Origin of the sequence: Virgibacillus pantothenticus (assembly GCF_018075365.1) — a bacterium.
Lineage (GTDB): Bacteria > Bacillota > Bacilli > Bacillales > Amphibacillaceae > Virgibacillus > Virgibacillus pantothenticus.
In genome coordinates this window covers 4,591,118-4,611,356 of record NZ_CP073011.1, presented here as the reverse complement: position 1 = coordinate 4,611,356, position 20,239 = coordinate 4,591,118, and the positions used below count along the sequence as shown (strand labels likewise).

General features: G+C 37.9%; 14 protein-coding genes and 1 pseudogene. 7 read left to right on the top strand and 8 right to left on the bottom strand.

Features of this window, described 5'->3' with window-relative positions; translation table 11 throughout:
• Nucleotides 1-104 precede the first annotated feature (104 nt).
• Nucleotides 105-989 carry a fructose bisphosphate aldolase gene (locus KBP50_RS21305; RefSeq protein ID WP_050350694.1) on the bottom strand — a complete coding sequence of 295 codons (885 nt, stop codon included), beginning with the start codon at nt 987-989 and terminating at the stop codon, nt 105-107.
• A 274-nt stretch (nt 990-1,263) separates the two neighbouring features.
• Between KBP50_RS21305 and KBP50_RS21300 the strand changes: the two genes are divergently transcribed.
• Entirely contained in the window at nt 1,264-1,887 is a 624-nt protein-coding gene (locus KBP50_RS21300; protein WP_050350695.1) for a fumarylacetoacetate hydrolase family protein, read from the top strand.
• Nucleotides 1,888-2,102: 215 nt separating this feature from the next.
• On the opposite strand, the gene KBP50_RS21295 is transcribed toward KBP50_RS21300, so the two are convergent.
• Nucleotides 2,103-3,419, bottom strand: coding sequence for a Na+/H+ antiporter family protein (locus KBP50_RS21295; protein WP_050350696.1), 1,317 nt, complete (start codon nt 3,417-3,419; stop codon nt 2,103-2,105).
• 515 nt (nt 3,420-3,934) lie between these two features.
• Here KBP50_RS21295 and KBP50_RS21290 point away from each other — a divergent pair.
• Nucleotides 3,935-5,233: pseudogene (locus tag KBP50_RS21290) on the top strand (MFS transporter).
• A 41-nt stretch (nt 5,234-5,274) separates the two neighbouring features.
• On the opposite strand, the gene KBP50_RS21285 reads toward KBP50_RS21290, so the two are convergent.
• The gene (locus KBP50_RS21285; protein WP_050350697.1) at nt 5,275-6,069 is read right to left on the bottom strand and encodes a MurR/RpiR family transcriptional regulator; all 795 of its coding nucleotides are present in this window, start codon (nt 6,067-6,069) and stop codon (nt 5,275-5,277) included.
• Nucleotides 6,070-6,210: 141 nt separating this feature from the next.
• On the opposite strand from KBP50_RS21285, the gene KBP50_RS21280 reads away from it, so the two are divergent.
• Together KBP50_RS21280 and KBP50_RS21275 are read left to right on the top strand one after the other, a co-directional pair.
• Nucleotides 6,211-7,536, top strand: coding sequence for a 6-phospho-alpha-glucosidase (locus KBP50_RS21280; protein ID WP_050350698.1), 1,326 nt, complete (start codon nt 6,211-6,213; stop codon nt 7,534-7,536).
• Between the two features lie 84 nt (nt 7,537-7,620).
• Nucleotides 7,621-9,726, top strand: a complete 2,106-nt coding sequence (locus KBP50_RS21275) for a PTS sugar transporter subunit IIABC (RefSeq protein ID WP_076361932.1) — start codon at nt 7,621-7,623, stop codon at nt 9,724-9,726.
• 82 nt (nt 9,727-9,808) lie between these two features.
• On the opposite strand, the gene KBP50_RS21270 is transcribed toward KBP50_RS21275, so the two are convergent.
• From KBP50_RS21270 to KBP50_RS21250, 5 genes are all read right to left on the bottom strand, one after another.
• Nucleotides 9,809-11,518 (bottom strand): CocE/NonD family hydrolase, encoded by a 1,710-nt coding sequence (locus KBP50_RS21270; protein ID WP_050350699.1) that lies wholly within the window; start codon nt 11,516-11,518, stop codon nt 9,809-9,811.
• A gap of 510 nt (nt 11,519-12,028) precedes the next feature.
• A complete protein-coding gene (locus KBP50_RS21265; protein ID WP_050350700.1) occupies nt 12,029-12,667 on the bottom strand; it encodes an ABC transporter permease in 639 nt (212 codons plus the stop codon).
• A gap of 21 nt (nt 12,668-12,688) precedes the next feature.
• Nucleotides 12,689-13,606, bottom strand: coding sequence for an osmoprotectant ABC transporter substrate-binding protein (locus KBP50_RS21260; protein WP_050350701.1), 918 nt, complete (start codon nt 13,604-13,606; stop codon nt 12,689-12,691).
• A gap of 17 nt (nt 13,607-13,623) precedes the next feature.
• Nucleotides 13,624-14,277, bottom strand: a complete 654-nt coding sequence (locus tag KBP50_RS21255; RefSeq protein ID WP_050350702.1) for an ABC transporter permease — start codon at nt 14,275-14,277, stop codon at nt 13,624-13,626.
• 187 nt (nt 14,278-14,464) lie between these two features.
• Nucleotides 14,465-15,601: a betaine/proline/choline family ABC transporter ATP-binding protein gene (locus KBP50_RS21250; RefSeq protein WP_050350703.1), complete on the bottom strand. Its 1,137-nt coding sequence runs from the start codon at nt 15,599-15,601 to the stop codon at nt 14,465-14,467.
• A gap of 282 nt (nt 15,602-15,883) precedes the next feature.
• Here KBP50_RS21250 and KBP50_RS21245 point away from each other — a divergent pair, with 282 nt between their 5' ends.
• From KBP50_RS21245 to KBP50_RS21235, 3 genes are all read left to right on the top strand, one after another.
• Nucleotides 15,884-16,426 carry a GbsR/MarR family transcriptional regulator gene (locus tag KBP50_RS21245; RefSeq protein WP_050350704.1) on the top strand — a complete coding sequence of 181 codons (543 nt, stop codon included), beginning with the start codon at nt 15,884-15,886 and terminating at the stop codon, nt 16,424-16,426.
• Between the two features lie 444 nt (nt 16,427-16,870).
• On the top strand, nt 16,871-18,139 hold the full coding sequence (locus tag KBP50_RS21240) for a PTS sugar transporter subunit IIC (protein ID WP_050350705.1): 1,269 nt from the start codon (nt 16,871-16,873) through the stop codon (nt 18,137-18,139).
• Between the two features lie 114 nt (nt 18,140-18,253).
• A complete protein-coding gene (locus KBP50_RS21235) occupies nt 18,254-20,230 on the top strand; it encodes a BglG family transcription antiterminator (protein ID WP_128743306.1) in 1,977 nt (658 codons plus the stop codon).
• The last annotated feature ends 9 nt before the right edge of the window (nt 20,231-20,239 follow it).

Here is a 20,239-nt window from a genome sequence, read left to right as displayed (position 1 = left end):
TTATAAGTGGGGGATCAACAGCCAATAAAAGCCCAATTCATTCAACTAACAATCAGTGGGGGATGAAGAAAACACCACCGATTGAAGTTTCATTTTATAATTCTTTAAATCGAAGCTTCATAAATGGATTTAACTGCTTGTTGCAGCGCTTGGTTAAATTCTTCATCTGTCTGATTAACATTTAAATCTTGACTTAGTGCTCTAGAAAAGCTAGCGATCAGACCGTCATTTTCTTTTAGTTTTGCGTTTGCTTCGTCTCTAGAGTAGCCGCCAGAAAGGGCAACAACACGAACGACATTTGGGTGTTCGATGAGCTCCTTATACGTATTCGGTACCGTAGGAATGGTTAATTTTAACATGACAAGTTCTGACTCGTTCAAGCTATTAAGATGACGTAGTATTTCCGCTTTTAATAGTTCTTCGCATTTTTCTTTTTCCGGACTGTTAATATCTACTTCTGGTTCAATGATAGGTACTAAGCCAGCAGCTATAATTTGTTTACCAATTTCAAACTGTTGGTCGACAACCGCTTTGATGCCTTCTGGATTGGCGTCTTTGATAACAGAGCGCATTTTCGTTCCAAAAATGTGCCGTTCATTTGCACGCTTTAATAGCGCTTTAAGGTCTGGGATTGGCTTCATAAGCTGTACGCCGTCCGATTCTTCAGCAAGGCCCTTATCTACTTTTAAAAACGGTACGATACCTTTCTTTTCAGCTAAATAATCGCCTGTATACATTCCCTCAATTTCACGGTCCATCGTTTGCTCGAATAAAATTGCTCCTAAAATATAATTGGAATCAAAAGCCGGGGATGTAATAATCCGTGTGCGCATTTCATGTACTAAATCGAACATTTCGTCCTCATTCGAATATGCGTCTTCTTTGATTCCATAAGCAGCTAAGGCTTTTGGCGTACTGCCCCCACTTTGGTCAAGTGCAGCGATAAATCCTTTTCCATTTTTCATTTTTTCCAATTGCTGTTGTTGCATAATTTTCCACTCCTTTACTGTATTACTGCTAGCTTCTTCAGCTTAGAACGAATGATACATTGAAAGTAACAGAAGCAACATGTACATGTTAATTGTAGCACTTAAGTACAGAAGGTTATAGTCATGTGCATGATAATTCGCGTATTTTAAACGGATGTTTGGAGAAATGTCATTTTTAAGCACCATACGGTTGGAAGAGTGTGGTAGTGGCTTGGATTGTCAGAATATATGGTATACTATGAGGAAAAATAACCCATTAGAAGGAGTGATACGAATGAACATAAACAATATCTTCTGTATCGGTCGTAATTATACAGATCATGCTGCTGAGCTTGGTAATGCTGTACCTGAACGACCAATAGTTTTTTCTAAACCGACAAACTCTCTCGTAACAGCCCATGGTCAAGTTATCCCTTACTCATTTGATAAAGGGGATATTCATCATGAGCTTGAGATCGTTTTATACATAGGAAAAAATGTAGCGGATGATTCGAAGGTTGAAGATGTGGTCACCAAGATGGCGCTTGGAGTAGATTTGACGTTAAGAGATGTACAAGCTGAATTAAAAAAGAAGGGGCATCCTTGGCTATTAGCGAAAGGCTTTAAGCATGCAGCTGTAATCACAGATTTTTGGGATTTTCCTGGGGAAGCGGCTTGTGTGGAAAAGGATTTTTCATTGTTGCGTAACGGAGAAGTAGTTCAACAGGGAAATATTACTTCCATGATCTTCTCTTTCCAGACGATTTTGGACTATCTTCAAGCACATTTCGGCTTGCGGGAAGGGGATATTATTTATACGGGAACTCCTGAAGGGGTAGGATCAATTCATCAGGGTGAAACATATGAACTAAAATGGGGGGAAGACGTGAAAGGGAGCTTTGTTGTGGGGAAACGATGAGCGAAAAGTTCATGAAAGAGCAAAAACATCCCGAGGGAGAGGAAGGTACGATCATTCGTATTTTATTGCCATTATTGTAGAAGTAATGGAATACTTAAAGATTAACTTTGTTTTAAAATATAGTAGAAACTTATAATCATTTCAATAAGCAATCTATCTTGATAAACAAGGCAAGTATAGATTGCTTTTGTTTCACTTTATGAAAGCTATCCGTCCTATAAAACCAATGCAGCGATAATGCCACAAATAAATAGTGGAATATTATAATGAATAAAGGTTGGCACACAGGTATCCCAGATGTGATGATGTTGACCATCGACGTTTAAACCAGATGTAGGTCCTAATGTACTGTCGGAAGCAGGAGAGCCGGCATCTCCGATAGCACCTGATGTACCAATTAAGGCAGCTGTTGCTAAAGGACTAAATCCTAAGCTTGCACATATGGGAACGAATATAGCTGCTAATACCGGAATGGTCCCAAAAGAGGTGCCAATGCCAATAGTGACTAGCATTCCAATGATCATCATGACAACAGCGGCTAAGAACTGACTGTCTCCAAGCCAAGCACTTGCAGATTGTACGAGTGCTTGAACGGACCCAGTTTCTTTTAAAACAGCGGCATAGCCGGAAGCAATTAACATTACAAATGCGATAACGCCCATCATTTTTACTCCATCTTCCACAATAACGTCTCCACTCTGCCATGTTTCGGCACGAAGCACAAGCATGGTTAAAATACCGCCTAACGCAGCAAGTGCAAGTGATCCATACACAAGCTGCAAGGTCAGGGTAACAGCTAAGCTAAGAAGGGTCACAGAGTGTTGCCACTGCCAACTTGCATTGGTCTTATCGTTGGTTGCTGCTGCATCATTTGTAAATTGTGTTGGGATCTCATGATATTCTCTAGGTTTTCGATACGTATATAAGATAGCAATAGCTAATCCAATGACCATCCCTGCTACTGGAATGACCATGGCTAAAGGAACTTGCGATAAGCCAATTTCCATCCCGTTCGCTTTCATTTCATCGACAATGATGTTTTGGAAAATCAAGCCAAATCCTATAGGAATCAGTATATAAGGAGCTTTTAGACCGAATGTTAATGCTGTTGCAATTCCCCTTCTATCTACTTTCATTTTATTAAAGATGGCCAGAAGTGGCGGGATTAGGATCGGGATGAAGGCGATATGTATAGGAACAACATTTTGCGAGAGACTGGCTACACCTGCTAACAAGAATAGTACTATGGCACGTCTTCCTTGCATGTAAGGTAATACGCGTTGAATGAAAAGAGTAGTGATACCAGACCTTGCAATCATAACGGACAAAATACCTAAAAGAATATAGCTAAGCGCTGTCTCACCTTGCCCTCCGAGTCCTCCAATTAACAAGGTGAATGTCTCTTCCAGTGATATTCCTGCGCTTATTCCTCCGACGATAGATGCAATGAGTAAAGCGAAAATTACATGCACACGCGCTAGGCTTAAAACAACTAAAGCTAATACAGATAATACAACAGGATTCAGTAACATCGATTTGTCCCCTTTGATAAAATAATTGGCAAGAAAGAAATAACAACATCTTTAAAGCGTTATCAAATTAATATTAGTTAATTCGGAAATTTTAAATTTTTGACTGTCTTAAAGCTATTATAAACAACGAAATACAGGCTGACCAATACGCTTTTTCTATTACTTTATAACTTTTGTTTATAAAAGATTATTAAGCTCGTTGCTTGGGCATGACATATTCAATTTTTTTGTTTCTTTATTCTTCGGTGGAGAGGTGTTTAAGACTGGTCAAAAAACGTAGCATCTACTACACGCTGTTCTCCCATTTAACCGTCCTGCTACTGTATCATCACTTTCTTTTTTAATTCGTACATAAATAAAGCCATAAACAGATACATAGCGATCACTTAGGCGATTTTAGTACAATACATACACGGGTATCTTGGTAAACCTTGTGTGTTTGGTTATAACGCGATAGGATGATTTTAACGGTTTTGAAAAGTAGCTCGTGCGGTTAAAGCAAAGGGGGAGAGGCAATGAAAGAGGATGCAAATTTAATCCAGTCTTATATGGAATCGCCAGAAGAGAGGCAAAAGTGTATAAAAAATCGTTATGGATCGTTTTACTGTCACAGATATTTGGCGGGGCAGGCTTAGCTGCTGGGATTACCGTTGGAGCTCTGCTTGCTGAGGATATGTTAGGAACGGAAAGTTTTGCTGGTGTACCAGCAGCTTTATTTACGCTTGGGTCTGCACTTGCGGCTTATCTTGTAGGACGGTTGACGCAGCGTTTAGGCCGTCGTTATGGATTGGCCTTTGGGTTTATTACGGGGGGAATTGGCGCCATTGGAGTCATTGTTGCTACGAACATCCATAGTGTTGGTTTGTTATTTTTATCTTTATTTGTTTATGGCGCTGGAACAGCAACGAATTTAATGGCGCGTTATGCAGGTGCGGATTTAGCTTCTGAAAAACAAAGGGCGAAAGCTGTCAGTGTTGCGATGGTTGCCACAACATTTGGATCCGTAGCTGGTCCAAATCTGGTTACACCTATGTGCGAAGTTGCAAAAGCAATCAACATACATCCGTTAGCAGGTCCGTTTATCCTTGCTGCAGTGGCTTATCTTTTAGCTGGATTGACGATATTTTTGTTTATGCGACCAGATCCATTACTCGTGGCAAGGGCGTTTGCGGTTTATGAAGCAAGCCAGAAACCACCTGGATCGTCTACAGAATCTAGTCTTGCTCATAAAGCTAACCAGATTGGCGTTTTTGCAGGAGCGATGCTGTTAGTATTTTCTCAAGTCGTTATGGTTGCGATTATGACGTTGACGCCAGCCATATGCAAAATCATGGTGGTGGATTGACAGCCATCGGAGTGGTCATCGGTCTTCATATTGCGGCGATGTATTGTCATCACTTGGCACAGGGGCATTGGTAGATCGTGTTGGTAGGAAATCTATGGGAGCTGCTTCCGCAATCACCTTAGCTATCTCGGGAATTTTAGCGGCTTTTGTTCCGGGAAATTCATTAGTTGGTTTAACGATTGCTCTCTTTTTATTGGGTCTTGGTTGGAACTTCGGACTCATAAGTGGCACAGCTATAATTATTGATTCAACGACGATTCATAACCGAGCGAAAACGCAAGGATCAATTGATGTTTGGGTAGCGCTCGGAGGTTCTTTTGGCAGTATCATCTCAGGAGTCATTGTTGCTTATTTCAACTATGCGATTTTAGGATTTATTGGCGCGTCGGTCGCTCTCATGTTAATACCGATTATTTACTGGTCGCGATTGAAACAAAGAAGAAGCGAAGAAACCACGTTGTCTGCATGATTTGTAGATAGCGTGGTTTTTTACTAATTAAACCAATATGATTATTTAAAAATCATGGAGTAGGCGAGATAAATAGAGTTAACGGCACTTAATAAATTGATTTCTTCTACTACAGGAGACTTAAAGTAATCCATTTTATGGCTACTAATACAGATGGTTTGGTTAGCATTTTCTGCTAGAAAACTATTTGGAAATCCTGTAATAGCGATGATAGGTATATTATTTTTGTTAAGCACCTTAACGAGCCTAACGACAAATCTAGTTTCTCCTGAAAAAGAAATGACTACAGCTACATCGTTAGCTGTCATCGTTTTTGCTTCTATAATTTGATTTTCAGGGTCACTATATGCAGTGGCATTTTTACCAAGACGTGTAAATTTGAATTGCGCATTTCTTGCTAGTAGGTGAGAATAGGTTACACCAAAAAATGAAACTTTGACTGCTTGACGGATTTTATGAGTGGCTATAATAATCTCTTTTGATGATAATAATTTCTTTGTCTCTTGTAAAGATAGTTGTAATTGTTCAAAATAATCATTTAATTTACCTGCGCTGTATTTGCTCTCCGCATATTCCACCATCACTTCATTTGTATTGTACTCAATAAATGTACGTGCACGTTCTTTTAGCTCTTTATAATTTATATCATCAAATTTTTTGCAAAATCTAGTAATAGTAGCAGGAGATGTATGACAGGCTTCTGCTAATTTGTAAATAGTCATATGAGGTATTCTTTCTACATTGCGTAAAATAAATTGTGCAATAATAATTTCTGACTTGGTATGATCTGTTGAAGACTCAATAAAATTTAATAGTTTCACCATAAAATTATACATAAATGAATCCTCCCTTCTTCTTGATTGTATTATAGTATACAACTAAAAAGTTTCATAAAATGAAATTTTTGAAGCGTTTTCTGTTTTGTCATTTATGATCTTCATAGTTACAAAAATCAAATCAACAGGAGATGGATCTTAATGAAAAAATTTAATGTTGTTATTGTCGGTGGGGGGAGCACATTCACCCCTGGGCTCTTAAAAGGAATGTGTTCTAGAAAGGATACGTTTCCTATTAACCGGTTAGTAATGTATGACATTGATGCTAATAGACAGCAAAAGATAGGTGAATTTGCCAAGATATTGCTTAAAGAAGAGTATCCAGAGGTTCATTTTAGTTATACAACCGACAAAGCAAAAGCATTTACAGAAGACATAGACTTTGTACTTTGTCAAATGCGAACGGGTGGCTATGCAATGCGTGAAAAGGATGAAAAAGTTCCTTTAAGCAAGGGATTAATTGGTCAGGAAACATGTGGACCTGGAGGCTTTGCTTATGGAATGCGCTCCATTGGTGACATGATTGAATTAGTAAATGATGTCCGAGCAAAGTCGAAAGATGCGTGGATTTTAAATTATACAAATCCAGCTGCTATTGTAGCTGTTGCGCTAAAAGAGGTATTTCCAAAAGATAATCGCATTCTTAATATTTGTGATCAACCTGAGAATTTACTTCGCTCTTATGGTAAATTGCTAGGCGTTCATGAGCGGGACTTTGAACCTGTTTATTTCGGGTTAAATCATTTTGGCTGGTTCACAAATTTATACGATACCGAAGGAAATGACCTTCTACCAGAGCTACGGGAAAAAATACTTGATGGAGGGTTTCGTCCAGCTGATGCAGAACAGCGAGATCAATCATGGCTAGACACTTATGCAATGGTGGAACAGATTGTTCGTGATTTTCCTGACTATTTACCCAATACGTATTTACAATATTATCTGTACCCAGATCAAGTGTTGAAAAAATTAAATCCTGATTTCACCCGAACGAATGAAGTACAAGCTGGACGAGAAAAACGCGTATTTAAAGATTGTGCGCTTGCTGTGGAAGCCGGAACGGCAAAGGACTGTGATGTCGTTCAAAATGATGCACACGGTGAATTCATCCTATTTGTGGCAGAGTCCATTGCTTACAATAAAGGGAATAACTTTATTGTCATTCTGAAAAACGATGGATTGGTGAGCAATTTACCAGAGGATGCAATGGTAGAGGTCGCCGCAAGCATTACAGCAAATGGCCCTAGGCCTTTCGCTGTTGGGGAAATACCTACATTTTATAAAGGGCTCATTGAAGCTCAGTATGCATATGAAAAACTAACGGTCGAAGCTTATTTAGAAAAGTCCTATGGTAAAGCCTTACAAGCATTGACATTAAATCGAACGGTGGTTTCCGCTGCACAGGCTAGAAAGGTGTTAGATGCTTTAGTTGTTGCCAACAAGGGTTATTGGCCAGAGTTGAATTAATTTTTAACCGGCTTGCTCTCTACATATTTGTAGAGAGCAAGCGGTAAACGTATTAAATGAATTCGATTTCAAAGGAGGCTTAAAATGAAAAATCTTTTTACATTTGACTTTTTTCAACGCATTGGTAAAACGTTTATGGTAATCATTTCTCTATTACCAGCTGCTGGATTATTATTAGGTATTGGAACAACCTTACAGTCACCGTATTTAATAGAATATTTCCCTTTTTTGGATAATTCTGTTTGGCAAACAATATCCAGTTTAATGAAAGGCGCAGGAGGAGCCATATTTGGGAATTTAGGTGTTTTATTTGCTGTAGGTATTGCAGGAAGCTGGACAGGTGGAAAATCACCTGCAGCTCTTTCGGCACTTGTAGGCTATTTAATTATGCATACAGTTATTGGCATTACTACTGGAGTTAATATGGATAATATTAGTGAGGCTGGACATACACTGGAACTTGGAATTCCAACTTTACAGGTTGGCGTTTTTGGTGGAATAGTAATGGGATTTGTAGCTGCTGCATTATATAATAAATACCATAACTTCAGAATGCCTGAAATGTTGTCGTTCTTTGGGGGAGCTCGCTTTGTTCCAATAATTACAGCAGTGTATTCTGTAGGGATTGGACTTATTTTGTCTTTCATTTGGCCCATGGTTCAAGAATGGATTTATGCGTTGGGAGCTGCATTATCTGGTGAGAATACACCGCCTTTTTACATGTTTATTTATGGAATTGTGGAAAGAGGCTTAGTTCCGTTTGGATTGCATCATATATTTTATATACCAATTCGTTTTTCTGAGGTTGGAGGAGTGTATACTACATTAGCTGGACAAATGGTATCAGGAGATACAGCGATGTACATGTCACAGCTAGCTGATAAACAAATAGATAGTGCAGTTGAAATTACCGCTGGAAGATTTATGGCAGGTAAGTTTCCATTTGTCATGATTGGTTTACCTGCTACAGCGTTAGCAATGTATCATATGGCTAAACCAAAGAATAAAAAAGCTGTTGCAGGTTTACTATTAACTGCCGCAGGTACAGCAATTTTAACTGGAATTACTGAACCGCTTGAATTTACATTCTTATTTGTAGCCCCGTTATTATATGTTTTTCACACGTTCATGGCTGGTTTGTCATTTATGATTATGTATGTGTTAGATGTTAATATTGGTTATGCAGGTGGATCAGGAATCATTGATTTTATTCTATTTGGTATTTTACCAGGGGTAGGAGAGCCATGGTGGTATGTATTAATGGTAGGGTTTGCAATGGCAGCTGTTTATTATTTTGTCTTCCGCTGGGCAATAAAAAAATGGAATTTGATAACTCCAGGTAGGGGCACGGAAGGAACAAATCGTTTATACACAAAAGCAGATATGAATAAAGACAAGGAAAATAAAAATGTGAATGATATAAATCAAAAAGCGTATGAAGTGTTAGGAGCGCTTGGAGGACATGAGAATATTAATAATTTGGACGCCTGTATTACTCGTTTACGTGTTGGTGTGCATCACAAGGGAAATGTAGATAAAGAAAAACTACAAATACTTGGCGCTTCTGGTGTACTAGAGGTAGGAAATGGTGTGCAAGCAATTTTTGGCCCTACATCAGACATATTGAAAAATGAAATTTTAACAATTATCGATCAAGGCATCAGCTTGAATCGTAAGGAGCCTTTAAAGAAACAAAAAGAAGTGACCGATGAAGAAGGGAATTTGACAACAATGGTAGCTGTTATAGCACCTCTAACAGGAAAAACAGTTTCTTTAGAAGAAGTGCCTGATGAAGTGTTTTCCCAAAAAATGATGGGTGATGGCATAGCTATTGTACCTGATAAGGGTAAAGTAGTTTCTCCTGTAGAAGGTGAGTTAACCCATGTTTTTCCAACAAAGCATGCCATTATAATTCGTTCTGTTGATGGAATAGAAATTTTGATTCATATGGGATTGGATACGGTTAACCTTGAGGGGAAAGGGTTTGAAATCAAAGCTTCAGTAGGGGGTACTGTAAAACAAGGTGATTTATTGGCAGAGATGGATTTGACTTTTATTGAAAAACAGGGATATAACGTGATAACGCCAATTATTGTTATGAATACGGATAAGTTTTCAGTAGATCAGCCTCTTCTATGGGGGCACGTTAAAACGGGAGAGGAACAAATTTTTACTGTAAAATCAATATAAAGACGGTACCTGCGGTAAATACTATATACTTGTATTTTCCACAGGTGCTTTTTTATTTAGGATGTTACAACACGCATCACTTTTATACAATCGGTAACACGATGTGCGAAGGATAATCGCGACAATGGAAAATAGTTTGTTTAGCGAATTTAGCTTCTCTCGATTGTTGTAATGTTGTCCCTATATTTGGATTGACATCATATTGCGGATAGTTGCTTGAAGCAATTTCTACGCGAATGGAATGACCAGGCAAGAAAACATTGCTTGTTGCCGGTAAAGCAATTTCAACGCAACGAATATGCTGGTTTTTATTACCATTTGGAAATTCTACGCGCGAGATGCCATCTGTTAGGTTATAAGCAGTTTCGTCAGGGTGAACGTCCACGAGCATGGCATTGAAATCTGCAGATGTTGCACTACTAGTTACCCATAGCGTTACTTTAATAGGACCAGTTACTTCCGTTGGTTCTTCTAATGGTGCAGTTGTAAAAACTAACATATCTTCTCGTTCTTCGATCCAGCGCTGATCTTTTGCACCTGATGTGTGAACACCATAAAATAATGTTTGTCCGCCATTTGTTGGAACGGGTGACAGAGGGTCATGAATAAATGAATCTACTGGTTCTTCATCTGGCATTATTTTGTTTAATTTACCATCTCCAAATCGAGAATTTGCCTCTCCTTTACTATGAAAATAGTACGGGACATAAGCGGTTCTGACTAGCGGCCATGATTGTTCATATCGCCATTGATTTATTCCCATCACAAATAGTTTGATAGGAGGTTCCTCTGTGATATCCTCGCTTATACCCTTTAGCCAATAATTAAACCAGCGAATATGTAGATTCGTTAAATCCCCTCTTTGATTTAAAAACCCTGCGGAAGCATGTATGCCAAATGATCGTTCACCAGCTATGCCACTGAAATCACCATGTGTCCACGGACCAATTATTAATCGTTGTGGTTGTCCTGTTTGCTTAGCCATCTGCTGATAGTTTTCTAATGTGGGTTGTAATAAGCTATCATACCAACCTGCTAAATGATAGGCGGGGATTTGGAGCTGGTGGTAATCATCTGTGATTCTCGTCTCGTCCCATAGTACATCTTCATCTGGTAAAGATACAAGCCTTTTCAATCGTTCCCCTACACCAAGATCCTCTATAATTGAACATTCTTCTATTGTAGTTTCAAACAGAGAAGCTGCTAAATCATTTAACATTTGTACCCACTGGTTCATTTTTGCTTGGTATGTCCTCTGAGCTTGATATTTTCGTCTAATTAAGTCAGGGAGGATGGATTCTATTACCCAAGTTTTATAAGGAGCTGAGCGGCAAATTCCATCTTGACGAATCATATTTTCTTTAAAGTTATTTAGTGTCATAGCAGGGAAAATAGCCTTTAAATGTGGTGGTTTAGCTTTGGCTGCTAGTAATTGCGTATAGCCGTAATAAGATAATCCAAACATCCCAACTTTTCCTGATGAAAAAGGTAGATTGGCTGCCCATTCCACTGTTTCATAGCCGTCGATTGCTTCATATAAAAATGGATAAAACTTACCTTCTGATTGAAACCTCCCTCTTACATCTTGAATAATAACGACATACCCCTGTTCAACAAGCCGATTTGTATCAAGATAACGGTGGGAATAAAATGGATTATCCTTACCATAAGGAAGTCTTGTCAGTAGAACAGGGTAAGTTCCTGGCTGATCTGGACGATAGATATCTGCATATAACGTAATTCCATCTCGCATCATACAAGGCACATTTTTTTGTAGCAAGATACTAACCATTTTACAGTCCTCCTCTATTGTTATATAGCTAGATCATAAAATTATAAACTGAATTTTCAATCGGCGGGGAGTTCATTCATCCTCCGTCATTGTTAATAGCCCAAGGGTATGACCTAAAGGCCTCTTACGAAATAGCGCATTTAGGTGCTGTTATCTTCATTTAGACTTGTTGCAGTACAGATTATCCAACTTCTGAAGTGAGCGTCTTAAGTCACCTTATATATGGGATAAAAAATAAAAAGCCCAGGGCAGGGCTTCGTATGGGAAATCAAGTGTAGGGAGGCTTTTCCTAAAAGCTTTATATCAACATTGCACTCATATTCTGAAAAGACACGTGATTAACCATCTCCGTCATCTTTTCCAAAATATTAATCGTACAAATAGTTAGATGTAAGATCTGTACTTAAACTTTAGGAGGATAAGTTGAGGGTCTAACCTTATGCCAAATGTCCGTTTCGTTCATATGCCAATACATGAAGAAAGAAAGGCCTCGCTAAATGAGAACTTACTTTATCTCGGCATAAGGCGTTTTTCTATCCAGCCCATACCCAAGTCAGCCACAACTGCCATCAATGCTGTCGGAATAGCTCCAGCCAAAATAATTGCTGTTCCATCGGACACGTTTGTTCCTCGAATGATAATTGCTCCTAAACCACCGCCGCCAATAAACGCTCCAATCGTTGCAATACTAATGCTGATGACGAGTGCTGTTCGTAAGCCTGCCATGATGACGGAAAGAGCAAGTGGGAATTCAACCATCCGTAATAATTGAAATTTGGTCATCCCCATTCCGCGTCCTGATTCAATTAATGCTTGATCAACATTACGGATACCTGTGTACGTGTTGCGAACGATCGGTAGTAGGGAATATAAAAATAACGCAGCGACGACGGTATTCGGACCTAGTCCCAATACAAGCATAAGAACAGCAAGCATGGCTAGTGCTGGGATAGTTTGAATGATATTAGTAAATGAAAATATCCACTTACTTAAGTTTGCATGTCGTGCGATAAAAATACCTAAAGGGATGGCGACTATAGCTGCAAACAAAACACCGTAGGCAGACATGAGAAAGTGTCGGTAAAATTCCTCCCAAACATACGAATAGTTTTGCGCGTAATAGTTCCACAACTCAGATAATGTTTCCAAAAAATCACCCGCTTTCCTTGATTATTCATTCTCAAAGTAATTATGTTCTTCCAAAAATTCTTTTGCCACAACATATGGCTCTTTCATTTTTACATCTGCTTCATAGTTCATATAGCGCATCGTTTCCTCATCAATTTTACCTGCCAAAGATTCCAAGATGTCCCGTACTTCTGGATGGCTTTTTAATATATCATTTCTTGCAACAGGTGAAGCATCATACGGTGGGAAGAAGTTTTTGTCATCTTCTAAGCTGACTAAATCAAACGCTTCAATTCGCCCATCGGTTGTATATGCAAGGACAACATCCATATTACCGCTGTCTACGGCTTGATAGACAAGACCAATTTGCATTGGATATGCTTTTCCAAATTCAAATCCATACGTATCGACAAATCCTTGATAGCCGTCACCCTCTCGATTTAGCCAAGCATTATCAACTCCAAGACGTAGATCAGCAGCATATGGTTCAATATCAGAAACCTTTTGTAATTTTTTTTCTTCGGCTAACTTGCTAGTTACTGTAAATGCATAAGAATTTTCAAATCCATACGGGTCAAACCAAGTTTGGTCAAAACGTTCTTCAAACTCCCGTTGAACAATCTTGAGCGCCTTATCCGTATCTGTCACAAGCTCCATTTGCAATGTTCCAGGCAAATCGGTGCCTGTATATCTTGTTCCTGTAATGTCAACTTCGCCTTGCTCCAACGCTTGGTGCTGCACAATGGACGATCCCATATTGCCAATGATTTCTGCATGATAATCGGTTTTATGTTCAATGAGTTGCTTTATAATATAGCCGATAGTCATCGATTCTGAAGTGTTTAATGTACCAATTTTTATAGTGTCTTTAGAAGACCCGCTCAGACCTGGTAATGAACACCCACTTAAAAGCAGTAAAATAGTAGTAATGATGACCAGTTTCTTTTTTGACTTGAACAATGTGCGTATCCTCCTTTCTATGCAGCTTCCGATGTATTTCTAATTCCTGTAGGAGTTAAACGTTCTTCTAACCGACCAAATACATAATCGATGATTAACGCAAGCAACGTAGTCGGAATAGCTCCTGCCAGAATAAATTCAGTTTTAAATAAATTCAAGCCATCAAAAATAAAATCACCTAAACCACCTGCACCGATATAAGCGGCGAGCGTGGCCCAGCCGATTAAATAGACAGTAGACACACGAATTCCTGCCATGATAACAGGTATTGCGAGTGGTAACTCCACCATGCGAATTCGCTCCCATCCCGTCATACCCATGCCACGCCCGGCTTCTAGTATATTTTCATTTAAGTTATATACACCTGTATACGTATTACGTAGGATAGGAAGAAGGGAATAGAAAAATAGAGCAACGATGGCGGGTACTTTTCCGATCCCAAGCAGTGGGATAAAAAAAGCTAAAATCGCTAACGTAGGGAATGTTTGAATAATGCCTACTAAAGACATGATTTTATCGGCAACTTTAGGAACTCGTGTTAAGGCTACACCCAGTGGAACAGCCACTAGGATCCCTAAAGAAATCGAAATAAGTGAAATATAAAGATGTTCCCATGTTTTAAACAATAGTTGACCCCCATATTCCGTAAAAAATGTTTGTAACGTCTCCACGTCATCACTTCCTTTGTATTGGAGATTTGCTTGTTAAAACAATTAAAGAGGTTAATTCATATTAAGAATGACACAGCGAATTTCTTCGTTCATTTATTTCTCCCTTTTGGGAGCAGATGCTGCTATTTACAGCTGTTTATCATGCAACAATGTTCTGCTTTCCTCGCTTCTTATATAGAAACACTACTTATATGCTGTCGCCATTGCCATTTCCCCAGATGGAGTCATAAACAATATTTGCTAAGCTAGCGCGGGTTACAATCCCGATCAGCTTTTCTTCTTTATCAACAACAGGTACATAACGGAAGCCATTGCGTAAAATTTTGTGAACAGTGTCACGTAAAAGTGCATGTTGTTCCACTTTATAAATCGTTGTTTCCATAATCTCCTTTACGTTACCTTGTTTTTTCCTGTTTTGTTCAATCATTTCAATATCAATCATACCTCGCAGTATACGTTGGTTATCAACGACTAACAAGGAATCTACTTTATGATCTTTCATTAATCGAATCGCTTCGGAGATTGCTTTATCCTCGTTAATGGAAATCGGATTTTCATTCATAATTTGTTGAACCGTTTGCAGGGTAGGTCTTGATTCAATAAGACGATGTTTTCCAATAAATTCCTCGACAAATTCATTAGCTGGTTGGCTGAGGATTTCTTGCGGTGTCCCTACTTGAACGACTTTTCCTTTGCGCATAATAACGATACGATCTGCTAGTTTAATAGCTTCATCCATATCATGCGTAACAAAGACGATAGTTTTCCCTAATGTTTGCTGCAATTTTTTAAATTCCTCTTGTAAGCCATCGCGAGTTATTGGATCCAATGCACCGAATGGTTCGTCCATTAAAATAAGCGGTGGATCTGCTGCAAGGGCACGCAATACACCAATCCGTTGCTGCTGACCACCACTTAATTCATTTGGATATCTGTCTAAATATGTTTTATCCATATTTACCAGCTGCAATAATTCTTCCGCACGTGCACGACGTTTATCCTCAGACCAGTTTAATAACTTAGGTACAAGTGAAATGTTTTCTGCGATAGTCATATGGGGAAATAAGCCAATCTGCTGGATTACATACCCGATAGATCGTCTGAGTTCAACGATATTTTTGTCCTTAATATTTTCATTATCAATGTAAATATTTCCCTCTGTTGTTTCAATTAAGCGATTAATCATCTTCATGGTAGTTGTTTTACCGCATCCACTTGGTCCAATAAATACAATAAACTCTCCGTTTTCTATGTTTAAGTTGATGTTATCGACTGCTTTTGTTCCGCCTTCATATACTTTTGAAACATGTTCGAATTGAAGCAAAACAAAGCACCCCCTTCTTCATTTTCAAAATATCAACACACCCTCATCTCATCGCCTGTTGTATAGAACTTATTATAAGATAAGGAATATTGAAACAAAAACCGCAAATGGGCTTATATATAGTATAACATATGTAAAAAAAATATTTTACACATTTTATATTCGGTATTTCATACAATTGCTCCGTTTTTCTTCTGTTATCTGCCTATTTGTCTTTTTGTTTTTAAAATAAACTATGTTATATTTACTGGTACAATAGAAATTGTTCAAGGAGTTAGTGGTATGGAAAACTTGCCAAATCAAATTGAAAAATTAGAAAATCAAGTTGTAGAAAAGATTGCAGATAATGTGTATACATTTGGCGTTTCAAAGACAGTTGGACGTGTATTTGGTATTATTTCATTGAATCGAGATCCGATGACACTTGAGCAATTGTCTGAAGCTATGGGTATGAGTAAAATGCGGATGAGCCAGGTTGTTCGTGAAATGATAGAGTTAAATTTAGCAGAAAAAGTGTTTATCAAAGGCGTCCGCAAAGACCTGATTAAAGTAGAAAATGATTACTACCAAACATTCATCGCACTGTTTACTGCGAATTGGCGCAAGACCATTAGTAAAAGTAGATTACATGAGCATAGCTTATATCAGAAGTTGATTGATTTGCGGGAAGAAGGAGCGCTAAATAAAGAGCTGGAAGCGCAGTTGGATAATTTACTAAAGGAAATAAAAGGTTCACTCGATTATTTGAACTGGATTAGTCGGTTAATTGAATTTTTTGAGTCTGGCGAGATCTTTAAGCATGTGCCAAAAGTTGAGGATAAATGAATGATATTTGAGTGAAACATATCAGGAAGAAGGACAAATTTAAGCAGATAAGCAGAGGTTATAAACTGGAAGGACCTTGGGCAAGTGAGCGTTGAAAAAGAATATAAAGTGTTGGATAAATAACTTAAGAAATTAGTTTTACAATGAAAAGCAGATCTGTTAAGTATAAACAGGTCTGTTTTTTTGCACTATAGGAAAGTATAAGATTTTTTTGGTTTATAGTATAAGAAAAACATAGGCTTCCGCCATAAGACTTGGCGACAAGCCAAGTTTTTCTAAAAAGATAAGAAAGCTAAAAAAGCATCTTTGGGGAGTAATTTTAGGGCTAACTTGTCATGCTGTTTCCTAACATGGCGGAAAATGTTTATTTGCCGGATAAAACCGTTTTCAATTATAGTTAAATTGTAGCAAGCAAGAAAAATACTTCACAAACAGGAGGTCAGCATGAACAGCTCAAAACTTCAATCTACTTTAATGAAATGGCTCATGCCCATTGCGAATAAAGTAGAGCAGCAGAAGCATTTACAAGCAATAAAAGACGGAATGATCGCAATTGTTCCAATTATTATTATAGGTTCGTTTTTTATTTTGCCTATTGCGTTCATGAACGTGTTCCAAAGTGGACCAATTCACGAGTTTTTTGCTAATCATATTGATAAATTAACGTACCCTGATAAATTTACAAATGGACTGTTATCCATTTATGCTGCATTTTTTATCGCTGATTCCTTAGCTAAGAAATACGGGATGCAATCGGCACAATATGGAATTACAGCTGTGATTACACATGTGATTATGAGCGGTGTGATTACGGAGAATGGGCTTGATATGACATATTTAGGGGCACAGGGACTATTTGTTAGTATTATATCCGCAATAGTAACGGTAGAGGTTACCCGCTTCATGATTAATAAAAAAATGGTCGTCAGGTTACCGGATAGTGTTCCGCAAATGGTTGGGGATAGCTTTAGTAATCTATTTCCAATGATCGTCAATATATTGATTGGTTCCACAATAGCTATTCTGTCAACAAGCTTGGGTGACGTTGCATTTCCGCAAGTGATTATGAATGTGTTAGCACCAGCAATTAGTTCAATGGATAGCTTGCCGTCTTTATTAATCGTTATTTTCTTAACCCAATTCCTATGGTTTTTTGGTTTGCATGGACCAGCGATTACTTCGGCTGTGTGGGCGCCATTTGCCATTACGTATCAAGCGGAAAATATTGCCAACTTCGCATCGGGTGCTGATGTTACGCATATCTTTACGTTTGGATTATACTATAACATATTACAAGTATCCGGATCTGGATTAACACTTGGGCTCGTTTTGCTCATGATGCGATCAAAGGCGAAAAACTTAAATGCGATTGGTAAGGTGTCTATTATTCCTTCCTTGTTTGGAATTAATGAGCCACTTATCTTTGGGGCACCGATCTTATTAAATCCATTTATGTTTATTCCATTCGTTTTCGGTCCATTGATTGTTACTGCATTAACATATTTTGGAATGACATCAGGCTTCATCGGTATGCCGATTGCAAACCCACCAGGATTTTTACCACCTGGCGTAGGGGCCTTCCTGATGACATTGGATTGGCGGGCGGTTGTGTTTGTATTCATTAGTTTAATCTTAATGACGCTTATTTACTTTCCTTTCTTTAAAGCAATGGAAGCGAATGAAGTAAAAAAAGAAAATGAAAAAACTGCTTAAGTACAGATTCTGAACGTCTAAAAGTGTGTTAGTTATTGAAACGGTCTATAAGATTAAATTACTTCACAACGAAGTTTAATATAGGCTGAAAAAGCTCTGAAAGGTGCATAAAACGTGAAAAGGAAGGTAATATCGATGTTTACGGATCGGCAAAAAGAAATTATCGAGTTAATTATTAAGAACCCAAATGGAATATTTGGTGCTAAATTAGCTGACAAATTAAATGTGTCCACAAGAACCGTAAGAAACGATATTGCCTCCATTAATAAAGCGTTAAACGTTGAAGCATGTCGAATTCTTTCATCGAATAAAAAAGGCTATTATCTGCTACCTAAAGACATGGAGTCCATTACGGCATTTCTTAACCCTGTTACAAACGTACAGCATCAAGGCTATCGCAACCAAGAGCAACGTTTGTATACCATTTTAGGAAAGGTGTTATTCCAAGAAGAGCAAGATTGTTTTGATTTAGCAGATGAGCTCTATGTCTCGGAACAAACGGTATTTAAAGATATAAGCAAATTGAAGCATCTACTAGAGACAAAGTATAAGATAGGGTCTATTGCTATTGTTCATAATCAAATTCACTTTACAGCAGTAGAAGAAGAAGTAAGGTATTTACTGTTCAAAATGCTAAAAGAGCTCATTTTATCTGATAAGCCCGACTACTTAACAGATGTTAGTTTTTTAGTAAATGGACATTTTGATGAGAAAGAGCTCGAATTGTTAAAGATAAAAATGAAAAATTATTTAGCTTCCCAGAAGCTAGTTGTAGATGATAAATCATTTGAAATGATGGTCGGGGCTATTTATCTTACTGTTATCAGGAATAGGTCTGGATATACGATACATTCTGATGCGCAATCCTTTTTTAATAGAGATGTAAGCTCATTACTACAGGAACTGATTAAGTCGGGAGTTGATATTAAAGAAAAGGATAAAACAAGCTTAAATCGTTTTTTCTGGTCCCTTAAAATACCATCTAGTTCAGCGTCGATCGAAGAAAATATTAGTATTACAGCATTAACCATTTTAAATGAATTCCGCAGAGAAGTACTGGATAAATATAGCATTGATTTAAAGGAAAGCGTGGAAACGATGGAAAATCTTAAAGTGCATATAGAATATATGCTCCGTCGTTTAGACACGAATTATGAATTATCAAATCCAATTATTAGTGATATAAAAAAGCGTTATCCGTTTGCTTACGAAGTGGCGATGTTGGTTGTCCATATTGTATATCGATACCAAAAGAAGTATTTGGCAGATGATGAAATATCTTATATAGCGATTTATATTGAAATTTTTCTAAGAAAAAATAATATTCGATTGAAAACAGTTGTTATAAGTGATACGAGTATGGGAATCAATGATATTATCCAAAATTGGCTTGCCAATAATTTCAGGAACCATATTGATGTGACTGCTTGTTTGCCATTAATTGCATTGGAAAGGTACGCGGAAAACCATCAAGTGGACTTAATTATCGCGACAAATATTTTGAACATCGAACAAACTATCCCCTGCCATGTTATTGAGCGAATTCCTGAACGAAGTGATTATTATTCGCTCACGAATACAATCCACAAAATTAAAAATAGCAATCGCTATGAAAAGTTGATTTTAAGAATGTTCAGCAAAGAGTTTGTTGAAATTTACGAGGATGCTCAACTTACATTTGAGGAATTAATTGAAGACATGGCGCAGAAGCTGAAACAATATCATCGAATTAATGACCTGGAGGGCTATGTGAAGGATGTTATACAGCGAGAGGAAAATTATCCAACAACTATTGGGAAGCATTTTATGATTCCTCATCCTCTATCTTCATTCGCTAATAAAACCACGGTTCACGTAGCGGTGCTAAAGAAGCCACTCTATCATAACGGGGAAAAAATTAAAATGGTATTTTTACTGGCGATTGAAAATAAAATGGACGATGATGTAAGCACCTTGTTTCAGTTTATTCAGCAGTTAGCTTTAGATAAAGATTCCATTTCCAGTTTACTGGAAGTTGATGGAAAAGAGGCATTCTTAAAAAAAATCATCGCCTTATCGACATCGTTTTTTAATAAGCATTATATAGAGTGACGTTTTAGA